Here is a 15,834-nt window from a genome sequence, read left to right as displayed (position 1 = left end):
TCGCGTATCACATGATACTGAGGTAAGTATTGCAGGGATTACGCCACCTCAGAGGGCTTAACGAAAATCGGGATAAACGCCAGGTTAAATCAAAGTTGCGCAATATTTAATCATGCCATTGCGCGCCGCACGGAATAAGGGATAACGGGCCGGTGATGAGGTTTCAGCAATTGCACTGCTCCAGGGCAGGGAATGCGACTTAAGGGTGCATAACAGGATCATGCTTTGTGGGTAGTTTCATTACGAAAGTATTTTAAATCAATTAATTAGAAAAACGTACGAAAAGTGCGGTTTAACATGAATTTGCGATCTCAATCATATTTAACAACTAAAGATAAATTTTTTATCGCCGAAAAAACATAAGCCACAAAATTAACATTCAAATAACCTGCAAGGGATGCTCACTATGTCCTCTCCTGACTATGTCACCCAGAATGAATATCCGCTGGACGATGACACCACGCTTATGTCGACCACCGACCTCCACAGCTACATGACCCACACTAACGATACCTTTGTGCAGGTGAGCGGCTTTACGCTCCAGGAGCTGCTTGGGCAGCCGCACAATATTGTGCGCCATCCGGATATGCCGAAAGCGGCATTTGCCGACATGTGGTACACGCTGCAAAAAGGCGAGCCCTGGAGCGGGATTGTCAAAAACCGACGTAAAAATGGCGATCACTATTGGGTACGCGCGAATGCGGTACCGATGGTGCGTAATGGCCAGAAGACGGGCTATATGTCGATTCGTACTCGCGCCACGGAGGAGGAGATAGCTGCGGTGGAGCCGCTTTACAAGGCGCTCAACGAAGGACGCTGCAAAAAACGCATTCATAAAGGGCTGGTGGTGCGCAAAGGCTGGCTCGGTAGATTACCGGCGATGCCGCTGCGCTGGCGCGTGCGTAGCGTAATGGCGGTACTGTTTGCGGTGATGGCCGCAACGCTGGTTGCCAGTGCTGCGGGATGGACGTCGCTGGTAGCGGCGGCCGCGGTGATGCTGCTTGGCACCCTGGTGTTTGAACAGCAGATCGTCCGCCCGGTTGAAAATGTGGCGCGACAGGCGCTGAAGGTCGCCACCGGAGAGCGTAACAGCGTTCAGCATCTTAACCGCAGCGACGAACTGGGCCTGACGCTGCGGGCCGTCGGACAGCTGGGGCTGATGTGCCGCTGGCTGATCAACGACGTGTCCAGCCAGGTCGTGAGCGTGCGTGACGGTAGCGACAGGCTGGCGCAGGGCAATGAAGATCTCAACGACCGCACGCGCCAGACCGTGGCGAACGTGCAGCAGACCGTGGCCACAATGAACCAGATGGCGGCGTCGGTGCAGAGCAACTCTGAGACCGCAGCCGAAGTCGACAAGCTGTCGATGGCCGCCAGCAGCGCGGCCACGCAGGGAGGCACCGTGATGCAGACCGTGGTGAAAACCATGGATGACATTGCCGACAGTACCCAGCGCATTGGCTCAATTACGTCTCTTATCAACGATATCGCCTTCCAGACCAATATTCTGGCGCTGAACGCTGCGGTTGAGGCGGCCCGCGCGGGCGAGCAGGGGAAAGGCTTTGCGGTGGTGGCTGGCGAAGTGCGCCATCTTGCCAGCCGCAGCGCGAATGCGGCGAACGATATTCGCAAGCTGATCGACGCCAGCGCCAGCAAAGTGCAGTCCGGTGCCAGTCAGGTACACGCTGCGGGTCGTACGATGGATGATATTGTCGAGCAGGTGAAAAACGTCACGCAGCTTATCGCGCAGATCAGCCATTCCACCTCCGAGCAGGCCACGGGATTGACCGAGCTGACGCGTGCCGTGGCGGAGCTGGACAGCATTACGCAGAAAAATGCGGACCTGGTCGAAGAGAGCGCACAGATTTCCGCGATGGTTAAGCATCGGGCCGGACGCCTTGAAGATGCGGTTACCGTGCTGCATTAAGAAATGCCTGCTTCGAAAAAGCCGTTTATTCCCCCGGGGGTAAACGGCTTTTTTGTTTTTCAGTATAAGTTATGTTGTTAATGAAATATTAAGTAACTAAAAAAACCTGCCGATTTTTAATTCTTGCGCCCCGACTTTCTTACGAGTGAAAAAGAAAAAAACGATCAAAGTCATAAAGTTAGCAAGTTTTCTTCCGATAACAGCGATCGTCTGAGAAATAATCACATCGATGGGGTAAATATGTTCATACATGACGTAAAGATCGGCACGAAATTATTTCTGGCGTTTGGATTATTTATTGTCCTGATGGTCGTCAGCGCAAGTTTGTCTCTGATGAGCCTGAATCGGGCAAACAATGGAATGCAAACCATCCTTACCAGCGACTATCCAACCACGGTTAAAGCGAACCAGCTAATCGACAACTTCCAGGAATTTATAAGCACACAGCAGCTTATGCTGCTGGACGAACAGGGGACGTACACGACGCAGTCAGAGCAGCGCCTGAAGGCCATCAGCGAGCGCATCACCGCAATCCTGAGCGAGCTGGACAACGCTCTCAAGGATAAGAAATCTCAACAGGCGCTGGCGGATATCCGCGGCGTACGTCAGCAATATCTCGACTCGCGCTATCGCATTTTGCAGGCCGTGCAGAATAACGACCGTGCGGCTGCGATAAACGAGATGATGACCAACACCCTGAACCTGCAACAGTCCTACAAAGCGAAAGTGCAGGCGCTGATTGCGATCCAGGACCGGGCAATGCAGAGCGCGGGCGTGCAGGTGGAAGGCGATTTCCGCACCAATCGTCTCCTGCTGATCGTGATTACGCTGTTCAGCGTCGCGGCAGCCAGCCTGATTGGCTGGCTCATTGTGCGATCCATTACCCGACCGCTGAACGACGCGGTGAATTTTGCACAAGCCATTGCCGATGGCGATCTGACGCGCAGCATTACCTCGCACGGTAAAGATGAAACCGGACTGCTTCTTACCGCACTGATGGAGATGAAAACGCGCCTGCTGGAGATTGTGCAGCAGGTGCAGACCGGGTCGGAAAACATCTCCAGCGCCGCCGCGCAGATTGTCGCTGGCAATCAGGATCTGGCCGCGCGCACGGAGGAGCAGGCCAGTTCTGTTGAACAGACGGCGGCCTCGATGGAGCAGATCACCGCCACGGTGAAGAACACAGCCTCGCACACCGGGGAAGCGACCAACCTGTCTGCCGATGCGGCTGCGGTGGTGAAAAACAACGGGGAGATGATGAAGCAGGTTACCAGCAAAATGCGCCTGATTAACGAAACATCGAACCGGATGTCCGACATTATCGACCTGATCGATGCCATTGCCTTCCAGACGAACATTCTGGCCCTGAATGCGGCGGTCGAAGCGGCCCGGGCGGGTGAGCATGGCCGTGGCTTTGCGGTGGTGGCGGGCGAGGTGCGCCAGCTCGCGCAGAAGAGTGCGACATCCGCAAGTGAGATCCGCCAGCTGATCGAAAGTTCGACAAGCCAGACGCAGGACGGCATGAACCTTGTGGAGAAAGCCAGCGGGCTTATCAACGGGATGGTCGGTAACGTGGAGGAGATGGACGTTATCCTGCGTGAAATCCGCCAGGCCAGCCACGAGCAGACGGAAGGCATCTCGCAGATCAACAGCGCGATTGGCCTGATAGACGCCACCACCCAGCAGAACTCCGCGCTGGTGGAGGAGTCTGTTGCGGCGGCGGCATCCCTGAACGAACAGGCGATGCACCTGAAAGAGCTGGTGCGCGTGTTCCGCGTGAGCGACGGCGTGCTGGCTTAATCCAGCTGGGAGATCTCCAGCGCCGCGCGGTCAATCACGCCGATAATCTGTTTGAGCTGCGCGTCGCTGAGCTCTCCCTGGTTCACCTTCAGATCCAGCACCGCTTTGAAGTTATCTAAAGCCCGCTTCATCTGCGGGTTCTTGCGCAGCTGGAACCCGACGGAACGCGCCTTGATACGCGTCTGGATCTGCTCCAGCTGTTCCCGGTTAGCTTCCAGCCACTGCTCTCCGGCGGCGTTAATCGCAATCCGCTTACGGCCGTTCTCTTCTTCGGTAATGGCGATCAGCGCCTGATCCTGCAAATAATCCAGTGTCGGGTAAATCACTCCGGGGCTTGGCGTGTAATGACCCTGCGTCAGGTTCTCGATCTCCTTAATCAGCTCGTAACCGTGGCTCGCGCTGCGCGTCAGGATATCCAGGATCACCAGCCGTAAATCACCATGGCCAAAAAATCGTGGCCTGCGTCCACCGCCGTCGTGTTCGTGTCGCATGTTTTTTCCTCAATTTGATATATCTAAACTATATCTTAGATATATTCAGATGCAATCTAAAAAATCTTGATTTCTGAGTTAATAGCAATCATTATCATTAAAAATTCATTCCGATATATCGTATTCACCTGAGAAGGGCATCACTATGGCATCTACCCGTTACCCTCAACGTGTCCGCAACGATCTGCGTTTTCGCGAGCTGAACGTGCTCCGCGCCGGGCGCGTCAGCCCAGGATTTCAGCGCATTGTGTTAGGCGGCGAGGCGCTGGAGGGCTTTAGCTCACGCGGCTTTGACGACCATACCAAAGTCTTTTTCCCGGCACCGGGCACGACCTTCGTGCCGCCTGTCGTCACCGATGAAGGCATTAATTGGGGCGACGGCGTGCGCCCGCAGGCGCGTGACTACACTCCGCTGTACAATGACGAAAAAAATGAGCTGGTGCTCGATTTCTTCGTTCATGATGGCGGCATTGCCAGCAACTGGGCGGTAGAGGCGAAGGCGGGCGACAAGCTGACCATCGGCGGTCCGCGCGGTTCGCTGGTGGTGCCGGAAGATTATGCCTGGCAGCTGTACGTGTGCGACGAGTCGGGCATGCCCGCGCTGCGCCGTCGTCTGGAAGGCATCGCAAAACTGCCGGTTCGCCCGGCGATCCACGCCATCGTCACCGTGGGCGATGCGTCGTACAAAGACTACCTGGCGCACCTGAGCGAGTTCAACATCACCTGGGTTATCGGCCACAGCGAGCAGGCGGTGGCGGAGCATCTGGCCGCGCTGACCGTGCCGGAAGAGGATTACTTTATCTGGCTGACCGGAGAGGGAAAGGTGGTGAAAAGCCTGAGCCGTCAGTTTGAAACCGATGCGATTGACCCGCAGCTGGTGCGTGCCAGCGCGTACTGGCACGCAAAGTAGTCAGGCGGCGGGATCCAGCTGCGCTTCGCTCACCTGATGTTCGAGCGAGGCGCATACCTCTTTCAGCGCTTTCTCCTGCTGGGCAAAGTAGGCTTCCATATTGCTTAGCGACGAGACGAGCAGCCAGGATTCTTCCTTCTCCAGCTCTGCCAGTTCGCTCACCAGGGCGTCGATTTGCTCACGCACCTGCGCCATCTTTTTACGAATACGTTCCAGGTCGTTCAGCCTGTCGCTCGCCATCATCGGTTCGAACCCGTGTTGCAGACGGGCGACCAGCGAGCGTATGGCCTTCACGTCGCCGCGCTGTTTGGCCTGGTTGAGTTGCACCATCATCCGGTTGGCTTCTTCTTTTAAGTCATCGGCAACCAGATCCGGGTGGCATAGCCTGCTCGCCTGGCGCCAGAGCCGCTTCAGTTCGTTCCGATCCTCTTCAGAAAGAGCCTTGCCTTTACGCAGGCGCACTTCGGCATCATGATGCTGTTCGCGATACTTCCTGTACTCTTCATTGGCCTCATCGCGCGCCTGACGCGCCGGCTCTTCTTCACGCGTTAGTCCGGTCTCCAGCTCCTGCGCTTCGGCCAACAGGGTGGCAATAAGATGACTTTGCTGCTGAAGATGCTTGCGCGCCTCTGCCGCCTGAACGGAATCCGCAGGCAGTTGTTGCCAGCGCTGGGTGAGCGTCGACAGAACCTCCACGGCCTGCGCCATATAGCGCTGGCAGCGGCGGTAATCCTCTTCCCGGCGACGCGCCTCCGCCTGCTGACGACGCAGGTTCAGCTCCGCCAGCGTTTTACGCAGGACGAGGATCTGCTGCATCAGCGGCCCGAGGCGCGAAAAATAGAGATCGTTGAACTCATCAAGCTGCTGCACCCGGGCGTTACGGCGGTCAATCAGGTCACGCAGGCGCTCCTCCAGCGCTTTCAGCTCCAGCTTGCTGGCCGCCAGCTGCGGATCGCGCCACGGGGCAACGGCACGCTGGTTTTGCAGCCAGGCGGTGATAGCACGGATGGCAGCGGTGTAGTTTTGCTGCTCAAGCGCCGCGACGATGGACAGGAGACCATCGTCAAAGGCTTCATCTTTGAGGCGTTTCAGCTGGCTCTGGATGATGTCGTCATCTTCCAGCTCAATGGCATTTTTAATGATTTCTAGCCGTTTGATCGGTGTGCTCATGATGCCTTTCGCTCTGGCGCTTAAGTATTTGAGTTAAGGGTAGTTGTGGTCAACGCTACAGGAAATAATACACACGGATGATGATCGGCGCGATGGGGGATTTCTTTAGTTTTTAGGGGTTGTGAAGGGGAACCTCAGGGTTCAGCCGGCTGAGGGAGCTACACGGGCAGGCGAGGGGCTTTCATTCGACTGAAATGTGTAGCAGTGCCTGCTCATGCTGCATGTAATTTGTTAGACATGACATGCAAAGTCTTTTCGCTATAGACGGTGGTGTTGCTGGGAATGTCTTTGTTCACAAATGACATAGCGCCGATTACAACATTGTCACCGATGCGAATCTTATCTGCGATGATGCAGGAACCCGCACCAATACTGACGTTGTTGCCAATTACAATGGATATTGGTCCTTTATTAACATTCGCGCCAGTAATGCCAATCGTGATGTTTTGTCTTATCCGGAGAGAATGACCTATTACAGCCGAACCATTTATTACAATCCCGTGATGATGAGAAATCACCATACCGGGTCCGATGTGCGCCCCCAACTGAATCTCAGTTCCATATTTGAAAATGAGGTTTCTGTTTAATTTAGCGGCTCGTTTTTTCAGGAACTTGTTGCCCGAGCGATGCCAGTGCGACGCGATGCGCCACCAGAAGTGGAAGCGGCGATCCGGGCATTTGATAGCTTTATGCAGCACACTGAACCATGAAAACGTCTTAGAACTCATCATTACTTCCTGACGTAAGCATTCACGTAAATGAGTTGATCTGGCTTGTTTATCCATTACTTATCTTTCCCTTTCATTTGTCGCGGGAATTTAAAGTCAAAAGCCTACGGAAAGCAACTTTTTGGCGTAGTAGTTATGTGGAGAGGGCTTGTCATAACCTTGAGGGAAGGAAGCACTCTTACTTTTGTGCGACACTTTTGCCTCACCCATGCATTAAGTAACAAAAAAGCCACTCGCGGGAGTGGCTTAACTGGATGATTCTAAAGCTAAAATTTGGTGGCCCCTGCTGGACTTGAACCAGCGACCAAGCGATTATGAGTCGCCTGCTCTAACCACTGAGCTAAGGGGCCGTGGCGGTGAATTATAAAGTAACTCCCCTCAGCAATCCAGCCATTCACACCTGCCTGCTGTTTTTATAAACAATGCATAATCAATCCTTTATACTTATCTTATGATGCATAAACAGGAGTAGAGATGATTAACGATATTCTGGCCCCTGGCCTGCGGGTGGTGTTCTGCGGTATCAATCCGGGTAAGTCATCGGCGCACACCGGTTTTCACTTTGCTCACCCGGGAAATCGCTTCTGGAAGGTGATCCATCAGGCCGGTTTTACCGAAAAACAGCTTAAGCCGGAAGAAGAGCAGCAGCTGCTGGATACGCGCTGCGGTATCACCATGCTGGTCGAGCGACCCACGGTGCAGGCAAGCGAAGTGAATCTGCATGAGCTGCGCACCGGCGGGCGGGAACTGGTGAAGAAGATTGAAGACTATCAGCCCGCAGCGCTGGCGATCCTCGGCAAGCAGGCCTACGAGCAGGCGTTCAGCCAGCGCGGTGCTCAGTGGGGTAAGCAAAACATTACTATTGGCGTAACGCAGGTGTGGGTGCTGCCGAATCCGAGCGGGCTGAACAGGGCGACGCTGGATAAGCTGGTGGAGGCATACCGGGAACTTGATGAGGCGCTGATGGTGCGGGGGCTTTAGAGCCTCTGCGGCCTGAGGCCCTCACCCTGGCCCTCTTCCACAGCGAGAGGGAATAAACAAAAAAAAAGCTCCCGATTGGGAGCTTTTTGCTGTTTACCTGGGTTAGTCGTCCAGGAAGCTACGCAGCACTTCAGAGCGGCTTGGGTGACGCAGCTTACGCAGCGCCTTCGCTTCGATCTGACGGATACGTTCGCGGGTAACGTCGAACTGTTTACCCACTTCTTCCAGTGTATGGTCGGTGTTCATATCGATACCGAAACGCATACGCAGCACTTTGGCTTCACGGGCGGTCAGGCCAGCCAGAACGTCGTGCGTGGCGGCACGCAGGCTCTCGGTGGTGGCCGAGTCCAGCGGCAGCTCGAGGGTGGTATCCTCGATGAAATCACCCAGATGCGAATCTTCATCGTCACCGATTGGTGTTTCCATGGAGATAGGCTCTTTAGCGATTTTCAGCACTTTACGGATCTTGTCTTCCGGCATCAGCATGCGTTCAGCCAGCTCTTCCGGCGTCGGCTCGCGGCCCATCTCCTGCAACATCTGGCGAGAAATACGGTTGAGTTTGTTGATGGTCTCAATCATATGCACCGGAATACGGATGGTACGCGCCTGGTCTGCGATAGAGCGGGTGATCGCCTGACGGATCCACCAGGTAGCATAGGTGGAGAACTTGTAACCACGACGGTATTCAAACTTGTCTACCGCTTTCATCAGACCGATGTTGCCTTCCTGAATCAGATCCAGGAATTGCAGACCACGGTTGGTGTATTTCTTGGCGATAGAGATAACCAGACGTAAGTTCGCTTCAACCATCTCTTTCTTCGCACGGCGGGCTTTCGCTTCACCGATAGACATACGACGGTTGATGTCTTTCACCTGCTCGATGGTCAGGCCGGTTTCTTCTTCAATCTGATGCAGCTTTTGCAGGCCGCGCTGGACGTCTTCTTTCACGTCGTGCAGCTTTTCAGACCACGGCTTGTTCATCGCGATAGCGGCGTTGAACCAGGTTTCGCTGGTTTCATTGCCGGTGAAGAGGGTAATGAAGTTCTTCTTCGGCATTTTGCACTGTTCAACGCACAGCTTCATGATGATGCGTTCCTGGGTACGTACGCGATCCATCATCACGCGCATGCTGTTAACCAGGTAGTCGAACTGTTTTGGCACCAGGCGGAACTGTTTGAACACTTCAGACAGTTTCAGGATCTCTTCCTGAGCGGCGGCATGGCTGCGGCCTTTCGCTTTGATGGTGTCACGCGTCACTTCGTACTGGGTACGCAGCTCGGCAAACTTCTCGCGCGCCAGTTCCGGGTCGATGCTGTTGTCGTCGTCGCTGCTGTCGTCGTCTTCTTCTTCATCTTCGTCTTCGTCGTCATCCATCTCTTCCTGAGACAGCTCAGAGCCGACGTGAGTGGCGGTTGGCGCCATATCTTCTTCAGCGTTCGGGTCGACAAAGCCAGTGATCAGATCGGACAGACGCGCTTCTTCCGCTTCAACGCGATCGTACTGCTCCAGCAGATAGGTAATCGCTTCCGGGTATTCGGCAACAGAGCACTGAACCTGGTTGATCCCGTCTTCGATGCGTTTTGCGATGTCAATTTCGCCTTCGCGGGTCAACAGTTCAACGGTACCCATTTCGCGCATGTACATGCGGACCGGGTCAGTGGTACGCCCGATTTCAGATTCCACGCTGGACAGGACCTGTGCAGCAGCTTCTTCCGCATCTTCGTCAGTGTTGTTGGAGGTTTCAGCCAGCAACAGATCATCGGCATCCGGTGCTTCTTCCATCACCTGAATGCCCATGTCATTGATCATTTGGATGATATCTTCGATCTGATCTGAATCGACGATATCTTCCGGCAGATGGTCATTGACCTCGGCATAGGTCAGATAGCCTTGCTCCTTACCGCGTTGGACAAGAAGTTTCAGCTGTGACTGCGGGTTTTGCTCCATAAGACGGTATCCACACTTAATTCGTTTGATTGGTGTCGGCGATGAGGCTGCCAACCTTTAAAGCGAGGGCGTACTTATATTTTTGCCGCTGCCTCTCAGTGCGGCTGCCGGGGGCTTCCCGATCGATATTCGGCACTTAAGCCGTTAAATTTTTTATTTCTTCGCCAGTTCCTGGTTAATCATCCAGAGCTCCCGGCGTTCTTCGCTGCTTAAGCCATGGGTGCGCTCGCGAGCTATCAACTCTTCCTGGCGCAGCTCAAGCATCGAATCAAACATATGGTTGAGTGAGTCGGTGAACGTTTTTTCTGCGATATCCTTATCTGCTATATCGTCCCACATCGACAGTTTTTCAAGGGTAGCGGCCTCTTTTGTGCCGCGATAATGCTCTAAAAGTTGTCCGGTGGTCAGACCTGGCTGAGACAAACAAGTGTTGACCAATTCTGAAAATAAGCCAAGTCCGGGCAATTTTTCGTGGTTCAAACCCGCCAGCGACGGCACTTGCGGAGCAAGTTCGGGGTTTTGCACCAGTAACCCTATCAGTATACGCATGGTTGTGCGTTTTAGCTGAGGCGCCGGACGTGCCGTGCCGTTTTCAGCCTGCTTTGGCATTAAACGTTCAAGCTGGCTGTCGTCCAGTATGCCGAGCTTGTTGCCTAGCTCCTGTCGCAGATAGATGCGCAGCGTTTCGCCGGGCACCTGGCTGATTAACGGCAGCGCCAGCGTACTGAGCCGCGCGCGCCCGTCCGGGGTACTCAAATCCACCTGCGGCATCAGGCTGTTAAACAGAAACGTGGAGAGCGGCTGTGCCTGCTCCATCCGTGCTTCAAATGCCGCTTTGCCCTCTTTACGCACCAGCGTATCCGGGTCTTCACCGTCGGGCAGGAACATAAAGCGTAACTGACGTCCGTCGGTCATGTACGGCAGCGCGGTTTCCAGCGCGCGCCAGGCCGCGTCGCGTCCTGCGCGGTCACCGTCGTAGCAGCAAATCACGTTGTTGGTGACGCGAAACAGCAGCTGAATATGGTCCGCCGTAGTGGACGTACCCAGTGACGCAACGGCATAGTTAATGTCGTACTGCGCCAGCGCAACGACGTCCATATAACCTTCGACGACCAGAAGCCGCGGAGGTTCCGCATTTTCCTGCTGCGCTTCATAAAGACCGTACAGCTGGCGGCCCTTATGGAAAATATCGGTTTCCGGGGAGTTGAGGTATTTCGGCAGGGCATCACCCAGCACGCGACCACCAAAACCGATCACCCGGCCACGCTTGTCGCGGATCGGGAACATCACCCGTTCACGGAAGCGGTCGTAGCTTCGTCCCTGGTCGTTGGTGACCAGCATGCCTGCGTCGATGAGGGATTTACGATCTTCGCTATTGCCGCCAAAACGCTTTAACACGTTGTCCCAGCCGGGCGGGGCGTAACCAATAGCGAAACGCGCAATCACATCGTCGCTCAGTCCGCGCTTGTTCAGATACTGACGCGCAGGCTCAGCCGCAGAGTGCTTAAGAGACTGTTGATAAAACGAATTCAGGCCATCCATCAGTTGATACAGCGTTTGCCGCTGATGGCGCTCGATCTGACTTGGCCCACTGCCCGCTTCATACGGCACTTCAAGGTTATGCATCGCCGCCAGCTCTTCGACGGTTTCAACGAACTCGAGTTTGTCGTAGTTCATCAAAAAATCGACGGCATTACCGTGTGCGCCACAGCCGAAGCAATGGTAGAACTGCTTTTCACCGTTTACGGTGAAAGAGGGGGTTTTTTCGTTATGGAACGGACAGCACGCATGGTAGTTCTTGCCCTGCTTTTTTAGCTTCACCCGCGCGTCGATGAGATCGACGATGTCGGTTCTGGCAAGCAGGTCATTGATGAAAACGCGTGGGATTCTTCCGGCCATATGCCCCAAAAATTTAAGCGACTTATAAACGAAAACAAGCCGCGCATTCCTTCCGGAAGCACGGCCTTACGACTACAACTCTGTCTGTCAATTGAGGGCGTTGGCCCTCAACAGATTAGTACAGACGAGTACGGCGTGCGTTTTCGCGAGCCAGTTTCTTCGCGTGACGTTTCACAGCGGAAGCTTTAGCGCGCTTACGTTCGGTCGTTGGTTTTTCATAAAACTCACGACGACGAACTTCAGCCAGAACACCTGCTTTCTCGCATGAACGTTTGAAGCGACGCAGTGCTACGTCGAACGGCTCGTTTTCACGTACTTTAATTACCGGCATGTAACTCTCACCTTTAATAAATTCGGTTTGCCGCTGGCATCAACGCCAGCTTATTTCAAAATGGTGCGGAATTTTACTGCAAATGCTGCTGCTTTGTAAAGCACCGATGCGATTTTGAAAGGGACTTTAATAAGGGTGAGGAGTATACACGAGGCTTCTTCCTGGGGCGAACAAAGTTTTACAACAATCCGCCCAGGCTCTACACTGCGCGGTATTGAAACGAGGTAAAACAAGTCATGCGTGTACTGGGTATTGAAACATCCTGCGATGAAACCGGCATCGCCATTTACGACGACGAAAAAGGGCTTCTGGCCAACCAGCTGTATAGTCAGGTGAAATTGCACGCTGACTACGGCGGCGTCGTGCCTGAACTGGCCTCTCGTGACCACGTGCGTAAGACGGTTCCCCTGATTCAGGCGGCGCTGAAAGAGGCTGGGTTGAGTGCAAAAGATATTGATGCCGTGGCCTATACCGCAGGGCCGGGCCTGGTCGGTGCGCTGCTGGTCGGCGCAACGGTAGGGCGTTCGCTGGCCTTCGCGTGGGACGTTCCCGCCATTCCGGTTCACCACATGGAAGGGCATCTTCTGGCGCCGATGCTTGAAGACAATCCGCCCGAATTCCCGTTTGTCGCGCTGCTGGTCTCCGGCGGTCATACGCAGTTAATTAGCGTAACGGGTATTGGCAAGTACGAGCTGCTGGGCGAGTCGATCGACGACGCCGCCGGCGAAGCGTTCGATAAAACCGCCAAGCTGCTGGGCCTGGATTACCCGGGCGGCCCGATGCTCTCTAAAATGGCGGCGCAGGGAACGGAAGGGCGCTTTGTTTTCCCGCGTCCGATGACCGATCGTCCGGGGCTGGATTTCAGCTTCTCCGGGCTGAAAACCTTCGCGGCGAACACCATCCGCAATAACGACGACAGCGAGCAGACCCGCGCCGACATCGCCCGTGCGTTTGAAGACGCGGTGGTGGATACGCTGATGATCAAGTGCAAGCGTGCGCTGGATCAGACCGGGTTTAAGCGCCTGGTGATGGCGGGCGGCGTCAGCGCCAACCGTACGCTGCGCGCGAAGCTTGCGGAAATGATGCAAAAGCGTCGCGGGGAAGTGTTCTATGCGCGTCCGGAATTCTGTACCGATAACGGGGCGATGATCGCCTACGCCGGGATGGTGCGCCTGAAAGCCGGCGCCACGGCTGACCTGAGCGTATCCGTGCGTCCGCGCTGGCCGCTGGCGGAACTGCCGGAGGCGTGAGTTTTTTTGCCGGGCGGCACGTCGTTTGCCCGGCCTACGGTTTTCTAGGCCCGGTAAGCGCAGCGCCACCGGGCAATAACCGCACTACACCCGCAGCATCCCTTTCTCTTCCAGAAACGCAATAATCGTCCCCAGACCGTCACCTGCCTTCAGGTTGGTAAACGTCCACGGGCGCTCGCCGCGCATGCGGTTGGTATCGCGCTCCATCACCTCCAGCGACGCCCCCACGTAGGGCGCAAGATCGGTTTTGTTGATCACCAGGAAATCGGATTTGGTGATCCCCGGCCCGCCCTTGCGCGGAATTTTTTCCCCTTCGGCCACGTCGATCACGTAGAGGGTCAGATCCGCCAGCTCCGGGCTGAAGGTCGCGCTCAGGTTGTCGCCGCCGCTTTCGACGAAGATCAGGTCCAGATTGCCGAACTTCTCGCTTAAAGTTTCTACCGCCGCCAGGTTCATTGAAGCATCCTCGCGGATGGCGGTATGCGGGCAGCCGCCGGTCTCTACCCCGACGATGCGCTCTGGCTCAAGTGCGCCCGCCTCGGTCAGGATGCGCTGATCCTCTTTGGTGTAGATATCATTGGTCACCACCGCCAGATGGTACGTGTCGCGCATCGCCTTGCAGAGCGCTTCCAGCAGGGCGGTTTTGCCCGAGCCTACCGGGCCGCCCACGCCAACGCGCAGGGGATGTTTGTAATCAGCCATGTTGACTCCTCAGGAACGAAATAGTCGTGAATATTGGGTTTCGTGGCGCGCAGAGGCGATGGCGGACAGCGGCGTAGCGGCCCCCAGCGCGTCGTCGCTGCGTGAAAAAGCCTGTTCAAACCCGGCGGCAAAATGGTCGCTCAGGTCGATAATCAGCTGCTGTGCGGCCTGCTGCCCGAACGGCACCAGCTTGACGCCCGCCATCACCGCGCTCTCAATCCAGCTGTAGCCGAGGCTCAGCGCCAGCTCGCGCGCGCCAATTCCCCAGCGCACGCCGAGCCACGCCATGCCGCCGAGCTGGCTTTGCATCAACAGCGGCAGCCATTCTGCCGGGCAGGCGGGTTCCCAGCTTTTAACCAGGCGCGTAAAGGCCGCGCCGCGGTTGCGTTCTTCATCGCGCAGTTCGCGCGTTTCCCGACAGGCGAGCAGGTATGCCGTCCAGCGTTTTGCTGCCGCGACGTCCTGCTGCTCGCAGGCACGGTACAGGCGGATGAACAGCGGCAGGTCGACGCAGAAAAAGCTCTGCTCCATCTGCTGGATTTGCCAGCGTCTGAACGCGTCGGCGCTGGTGATCCACCCGGCCTCGACGGCCCACTCCAGCCCCTGCGACCAGGTAAACGACCCGACCGGCAGGCTACTGCTGGAGAGCTGCATCAGGCGCAGCCACTGGCGGGCGTGCTCCATCAGCTCATCAGCGCCAGCAGGGCGGAGACAATCAGCCCGCCGCCGAAGGTTTTACGCAGACCGTCGTGGCGGCGCAGCAGCAGCCCCGCCGCGAAGCTGGCGCCCAGCACCGTCGCGCTGGCCAGCATAAAACCGCTGGTGAACAGCCAGAAGCTGTGGCCAGACATCTCCACGCCGTGCGCCCAGCCGTGGAACATCGCCAGGGCAGGCACCGCCAGCAGCAGGCGGTTTTCGGTCTTAAACATCATCACGCCGCAGACCGCCAGCGAGGCGATAATCAGCATCTCCATGCCGCTAAAGCCGCCGAGCAGGCTGCCCGCAATCGCGCCAATAAGCATCATGCCGAGGGTGGCAAACGGCAGCAGGAGCTTGCGGCCGCTCAGCGCCGAGAGCACGCCCGCGCCGGTCAGCATCAGCAGGTGATCGAGCCCGGTCAGCGGATGGAAAAACCCAGCCTGAAAGCTGTCGGCGCCGTGGCCGGGATGCGCGAGCGCGGGAACGGAAAAGGCCAGCAGTAACAGCGGTAAATACTTACGCATGATTGATCCTTAATGTGAATGAGCGTGAGAGTGACTGTGGGCATCGCTGGCGTAAGCGCCCGCTTCCGGTTCAAACGGCAGGCTGGAGAAGGTCACCTCCAGCCCGAACTGACGCAGCATGTCGTCAAGGACGTGGTCGTGGTGGTAGCGCAGCTCGCCGGGCATAATTTGCAGCGGCACGTGACGGTTGCCCAGGTGGTAACAGGCGCGGGCGAGCAGGAACGGGTCGGTGCAGCGCACCACGGAAACCGACTCCGGGGCGGCGATCACTTCGATCACCTCGCTGCCGTCGTCGGTGGTCAGCAGATCTCCGCCGCGCAGCAGCAAACCGCGCGGCAGCATCAGCCCGGCTTCGCGACCGTCGTTCAGCGCCACGCGGGCGCGGCTTTTCACCCGCACGTCAATCGGCAGCGTGACGCTGGCGGTGATCGGGTGCGCGTGGTCCAGGCGTTGGGTTAGATAGATCATCATCACT

14 protein-coding genes, 1 tRNA gene and 1 pseudogene are annotated in these 15,834 nt (G+C 56.2%); 5 read left to right on the top strand and 11 right to left on the bottom strand.

Features of this window, described 5'->3' with window-relative positions:
- Positions 1-406: 406 nt before the first annotated feature.
- Both N5C09_RS16305 and N5C09_RS16300 read left to right on the top strand, forming a co-directional pair.
- Complete coding sequence (locus N5C09_RS16305) at positions 407-1,927, top strand: PAS domain-containing methyl-accepting chemotaxis protein (protein ID WP_279749443.1); 1,521 nt, start codon at positions 407-409, stop codon at positions 1,925-1,927.
- A gap of 240 nt (positions 1,928-2,167) precedes the next feature.
- Positions 2,168-3,727, top strand: a complete 1,560-nt coding sequence (locus tag N5C09_RS16300; protein WP_193033634.1) for a methyl-accepting chemotaxis protein — start codon at positions 2,168-2,170, stop codon at positions 3,725-3,727.
- Here N5C09_RS16300 and N5C09_RS16295 read toward each other — a convergent pair.
- Positions 3,724-4,218, bottom strand: a complete 495-nt coding sequence (locus tag N5C09_RS16295) for a PadR family transcriptional regulator (RefSeq protein ID WP_131636419.1) — start codon at positions 4,216-4,218, stop codon at positions 3,724-3,726. The two genes, N5C09_RS16300 and N5C09_RS16295, sit on opposite strands and share 4 nt — an antisense overlap.
- A gap of 145 nt (positions 4,219-4,363) precedes the next feature.
- Here N5C09_RS16295 and N5C09_RS16290 point away from each other — a divergent pair, with 145 nt between their 5' ends.
- A complete protein-coding gene (locus N5C09_RS16290) occupies positions 4,364-5,128 on the top strand; it encodes a siderophore-interacting protein (RefSeq protein WP_107533892.1) in 765 nt (254 codons plus the stop codon).
- On the opposite strand, the gene N5C09_RS16285 is transcribed toward N5C09_RS16290, so the two are convergent.
- The 3 genes from N5C09_RS16285 to N5C09_RS16275 form a co-directional block, all read right to left on the bottom strand.
- Positions 5,129-6,298, bottom strand: a complete 1,170-nt coding sequence (locus N5C09_RS16285; protein ID WP_279749442.1) for a DNA repair protein — start codon at positions 6,296-6,298, stop codon at positions 5,129-5,131.
- 212 nt (positions 6,299-6,510) lie between these two features.
- Positions 6,511-7,083: a serine acetyltransferase gene (locus N5C09_RS16280; RefSeq protein ID WP_203465217.1), complete on the bottom strand. Its 573-nt coding sequence runs from the start codon at positions 7,081-7,083 to the stop codon at positions 6,511-6,513.
- 217 nt (positions 7,084-7,300) lie between these two features.
- Positions 7,301-7,376, bottom strand: a tRNA-Ile gene (locus tag N5C09_RS16275).
- Positions 7,377-7,500: 124 nt separating this feature from the next.
- On the opposite strand from N5C09_RS16275, the gene mug reads away from it, so the two are divergent.
- Positions 7,501-8,007, top strand: a complete 507-nt coding sequence (gene mug, locus N5C09_RS16270) for a G/U mismatch-specific DNA glycosylase (RefSeq protein ID WP_063451124.1) — start codon at positions 7,501-7,503, stop codon at positions 8,005-8,007.
- 102 nt (positions 8,008-8,109) lie between these two features.
- Here the strand turns inward: mug and rpoD are convergent, their stop codons facing one another.
- The 3 genes and pseudogenes from rpoD to rpsU form a co-directional block, all read right to left on the bottom strand.
- Positions 8,110-9,954, bottom strand: a complete 1,845-nt coding sequence (gene rpoD / locus N5C09_RS16265; protein ID WP_006812010.1) for an RNA polymerase sigma factor RpoD — start codon at positions 9,952-9,954, stop codon at positions 8,110-8,112.
- Positions 9,955-10,049: 95 nt separating this feature from the next.
- Positions 10,050-11,853, bottom strand: a pseudogene (gene dnaG, locus N5C09_RS16260) (DNA primase).
- 115 nt (positions 11,854-11,968) lie between these two features.
- Positions 11,969-12,184, bottom strand: coding sequence for a 30S ribosomal protein S21 (gene rpsU, locus N5C09_RS16255; protein ID WP_001144069.1), 216 nt, complete (start codon positions 12,182-12,184; stop codon positions 11,969-11,971).
- Positions 12,185-12,420: 236 nt separating this feature from the next.
- Between rpsU and tsaD the strand changes: the two genes are divergently transcribed.
- Positions 12,421-13,434 carry a tRNA (adenosine(37)-N6)-threonylcarbamoyltransferase complex transferase subunit TsaD gene (tsaD, locus tag N5C09_RS16250; RefSeq protein WP_279749441.1) on the top strand — a complete coding sequence of 338 codons (1,014 nt, stop codon included), beginning with the start codon at positions 12,421-12,423 and terminating at the stop codon, positions 13,432-13,434.
- An 84-nt stretch (positions 13,435-13,518) separates the two neighbouring features.
- On the opposite strand, the gene ureG is transcribed toward tsaD, so the two are convergent.
- From ureG to ureE, 4 genes are read right to left on the bottom strand one after another with little or no spacing between them, the layout of a single operon-like run.
- Positions 13,519-14,136 carry an urease accessory protein UreG gene (ureG, locus tag N5C09_RS16245; RefSeq protein WP_279749440.1) on the bottom strand — a complete coding sequence of 206 codons (618 nt, stop codon included), beginning with the start codon at positions 14,134-14,136 and terminating at the stop codon, positions 13,519-13,521.
- Positions 14,137-14,145: 9 nt separating this feature from the next.
- On the bottom strand, positions 14,146-14,820 hold the full coding sequence (locus N5C09_RS16240; protein ID WP_279749439.1) for an urease accessory protein UreF: 675 nt from the start codon (positions 14,818-14,820) through the stop codon (positions 14,146-14,148).
- Positions 14,820-15,359, bottom strand: coding sequence for a HupE/UreJ family protein (locus N5C09_RS16235; RefSeq protein ID WP_279749437.1), 540 nt, complete (start codon positions 15,357-15,359; stop codon positions 14,820-14,822). The genes N5C09_RS16240 and N5C09_RS16235 overlap by 1 nt, the downstream gene beginning before the upstream one ends.
- A 9-nt stretch (positions 15,360-15,368) precedes the next feature.
- The gene (ureE, locus tag N5C09_RS16230; protein WP_279749453.1) at positions 15,369-15,827 is read right to left on the bottom strand and encodes an urease accessory protein UreE; all 459 of its coding nucleotides are present in this window, start codon (positions 15,825-15,827) and stop codon (positions 15,369-15,371) included.
- Positions 15,828-15,834 lie beyond the last annotated feature (7 nt).

Source organism: Enterobacter sp. GD03975, from assembly GCF_029838645.1.
Lineage (GTDB): Bacteria > Pseudomonadota > Gammaproteobacteria > Enterobacterales > Enterobacteriaceae > Enterobacter > Enterobacter quasihormaechei.
Note: the sequence above shows the minus strand (reverse complement) of the source record. Positions and strands in the feature narration are given on the sequence as shown.

Excerpts from the sequence above, each read along its gene's own strand:
- N5C09_RS16305 (WP_279749443.1), top strand. The coding sequence starts at position 407 with ATGTCCTCTCCTGACTATGTCACCCAGAATGAATATCCGCTGGACGAT.
- N5C09_RS16300 (WP_193033634.1), top strand. The coding sequence starts at position 2,168 with ATGTTCATACATGACGTAAAGATCGGCACGAAATTATTTCTGGCGTTT.
- N5C09_RS16295 (WP_131636419.1), bottom strand. The coding sequence starts at position 4,218 with ATGCGACACGAACACGACGGCGGTGGACGCAGGCCACGATTTTTTGGC.
- N5C09_RS16290 (WP_107533892.1), top strand. The coding sequence starts at position 4,364 with ATGGCATCTACCCGTTACCCTCAACGTGTCCGCAACGATCTGCGTTTT.
- N5C09_RS16285 (WP_279749442.1), bottom strand. The coding sequence starts at position 6,298 with ATGAGCACACCGATCAAACGGCTAGAAATCATTAAAAATGCCATTGAG.
- N5C09_RS16280 (WP_203465217.1), bottom strand. The coding sequence starts at position 7,083 with ATGGATAAACAAGCCAGATCAACTCATTTACGTGAATGCTTACGTCAG.
- mug (WP_063451124.1), top strand. The coding sequence starts at position 7,501 with ATGATTAACGATATTCTGGCCCCTGGCCTGCGGGTGGTGTTCTGCGGT.
- rpoD (WP_006812010.1), bottom strand. The coding sequence starts at position 9,954 with ATGGAGCAAAACCCGCAGTCACAGCTGAAACTTCTTGTCCAACGCGGT.
- rpsU (WP_001144069.1), bottom strand. The coding sequence starts at position 12,184 with ATGCCGGTAATTAAAGTACGTGAAAACGAGCCGTTCGACGTAGCACTG.
- tsaD (WP_279749441.1), top strand. The coding sequence starts at position 12,421 with ATGCGTGTACTGGGTATTGAAACATCCTGCGATGAAACCGGCATCGCC.
- ureG (WP_279749440.1), bottom strand. The coding sequence starts at position 14,136 with ATGGCTGATTACAAACATCCCCTGCGCGTTGGCGTGGGCGGCCCGGTA.
- N5C09_RS16240 (WP_279749439.1), bottom strand. The coding sequence starts at position 14,820 with ATGGAGCACGCCCGCCAGTGGCTGCGCCTGATGCAGCTCTCCAGCAGT.
- N5C09_RS16235 (WP_279749437.1), bottom strand. The coding sequence starts at position 15,359 with ATGCGTAAGTATTTACCGCTGTTACTGCTGGCCTTTTCCGTTCCCGCG.
- ureE (WP_279749453.1), bottom strand. The coding sequence starts at position 15,827 with ATGATCTATCTAACCCAACGCCTGGACCACGCGCACCCGATCACCGCC.